The following is a 2,007-nucleotide window of genomic DNA, read 5'->3' on the forward strand; positions in this document are numbered from 1 at the left end:
GGCATAACTGCAATATGGAGGCATGACCTAGTCATTGAAGGTATTTTTGAAGAAAACGGCATTACGACGGTAATGGATTTAAATAATGCTATTGTTAAAATAATAATATATACTGACAAGCTTTTTGAACATTTCGTGACATATTATTGCACTTTATATACAAAATACGATTTAAACTTTTAAATATATTTAAAACCCGAAACAGTAAAATATAATCAGACTGTAATTAATCGATATAGCAAAACATGTAGAGCAGTTTTTGGAGATAGTAAATGCAAAATAGATAAAGCTTTATATAGCGGCATATATAAGGTTAAAGAAATGCTCAAGGAAAGTTTAAGAATACTAGATTTAGATAAAGAAAACGGCTATTATAACGGCGGTTAAATTATATTCGGCGAAAATCATTTTAACAGTAAAGTTCTAAGTAATTTCTGTGATTTGATTATATTAGAGGATATTATACCGGATTATGCTAAAGATACCGAGGAAGTAAAAATTATTGCCGGATGTGATAAAAATTTTATAAGCTGTTGCAATAAATTTAATAATGCTATAAATTTTAGGGGCGAACCGCTAATACCAAAAAAAGATTTTATAAATTTAGTATAATCAATGAAACAAAGTTTTATAAAACTAGTATATGCAGAGCTAAAGAATATAATAAATATGAAAAGCTCCAAACAACAGCAAAAAAAAGAAACGCAATTAATTGATTATTTTAAAATAGTTGAAAGTAATATATTATATACATTTCAAAAAATAAAAAAGGAATATGAAAGAGACTAAACGTTTTTTTAACAAAAATAATAGATTAAATAAAGGTTATGCTAAGACTTTTAGCGTCAATGAGCCTGATAATAATTTTTACCGTAAAAAATTTGAACATATATTACCGCCAATTGATTTAATCAGTGAGTATGAGAGTATTTATCCCGGTACTTTACAGGAATTAATACATATGGCACAAAAAGAACAAGCTCATAAGCATGCTATAGACCTAAACAACTTGAAAATACAGGAAAGAGTCGCTAAATTAACACGAATCTGTTTATTAATATTTGGAATTTGTCTTGTAGTTTCAATTTTTTTTAAAACTTTCTAAATAAAATTAAAGATAAAATATTTTATTTACTTGTAATTTTAAATAAAATAAGTTAAATGCAATATATATTTATTTATAAACATAATACGGAGAGATTTTATTTCTAAAAATAATTTTCCTAAGGCTAATAGAGAAATCAGAGCTAGAGAAGTTCGTCTAGTAGGCGAAAACGGCGAGATGCACGGCGTCGTAAATATTAGAGAAGCATTAGATATGGCGGAAAGAGCCAGCCTTGACTTAGTCGAGATATCACCGAATGCTGTACCCCCTGTCTGTAAAATTCTAGATTTTGGTAAGTTTAAGTATGAAAGCAAAAAGCGTTTACATGAAGCACGCAAAAAGCAAAAAATTGTCGTACTTAAAGAAATGAAATTTAAACCTAATATTAGTATAGGTGATTTTGAAACTAAACTAAGAAAAATAAAAGAGTTTTTAAAAGACGGCGATAAAGTAAAAATTTCTTTATGGTTTAAAGGTAGAGAGATTCTTCACAAAGAAGTTGGTCAAGAACTATTTAAACGTATAGAAGTAGCACTGGAAGGACTCGTTAAGATTGATCAGCATGCTAAAATGGAAGGTAAGCAGATGATAATGATAGTTAGTCCTGACATTAAGGTACAATAAAATATATTACGAGTGAGCGTTGTCTGCGTAGGTCGTCATTACGAGGAGCGAAGCGACGTGACAATCAAAAAACAATAAAAAAATTTTGATTTACAGAATTTTTAACTGGATTGCCACGCAGCCGCCTATGGCTCCTCGCAAGACCTTGTTGCGTAGATATAAAAAAAAGTAGCTGCGAACTAAGAAAAGTAGTAAATCGACAAAAAACTTAACCACAAGTGTGTATGTCAAAGCTACAAAAAGTTTGCAACTGGAAAGAATATAACAGAAGTTTAAAG

General features: G+C 29.3%; 4 protein-coding genes and 1 pseudogene. All 5 read left to right on the forward strand.

Annotated features, from left to right (window positions below; all coding sequences use genetic code 11):
- Positions 1-183: pseudogene (locus KYQ89_RS01495) on the forward strand (hypothetical protein); the annotation flags it as partial.
- A gap of 258 nt (positions 184-441) precedes the next feature.
- On the forward strand, positions 442-612 hold the full coding sequence (locus KYQ89_RS01500; RefSeq protein WP_218460090.1) for a phage BR0599 family protein: 171 nt from the start codon (positions 442-444) through the stop codon (positions 610-612).
- Between the two features lie 3 nt (positions 613-615).
- Entirely contained in the window at positions 616-789 is a 174-nt protein-coding gene (locus tag KYQ89_RS01505; RefSeq protein ID WP_008580225.1) for a hypothetical protein, read from the forward strand.
- A complete protein-coding gene (locus KYQ89_RS01510; RefSeq protein ID WP_218460092.1) occupies positions 776-1,105 on the forward strand; it encodes a DUF2335 domain-containing protein in 330 nt (109 codons plus the stop codon). Before KYQ89_RS01505 ends, KYQ89_RS01510 begins: the two co-directional genes overlap by 14 nt.
- 84 nt (positions 1,106-1,189) lie before the next feature.
- On the forward strand, positions 1,190-1,729 hold the full coding sequence (infC, locus tag KYQ89_RS01515) for a translation initiation factor IF-3 (RefSeq protein ID WP_371920386.1): 540 nt from the start codon (positions 1,190-1,192) through the stop codon (positions 1,727-1,729).
- Positions 1,730-2,007 lie beyond the last annotated feature (278 nt).

The sequence above is a fragment of the Rickettsia sp. TH2014 genome, from assembly GCF_019249195.1.
In the GTDB taxonomy this organism is placed as follows: Bacteria; Pseudomonadota; Alphaproteobacteria; order Rickettsiales; family Rickettsiaceae; genus Rickettsia; species Rickettsia felis.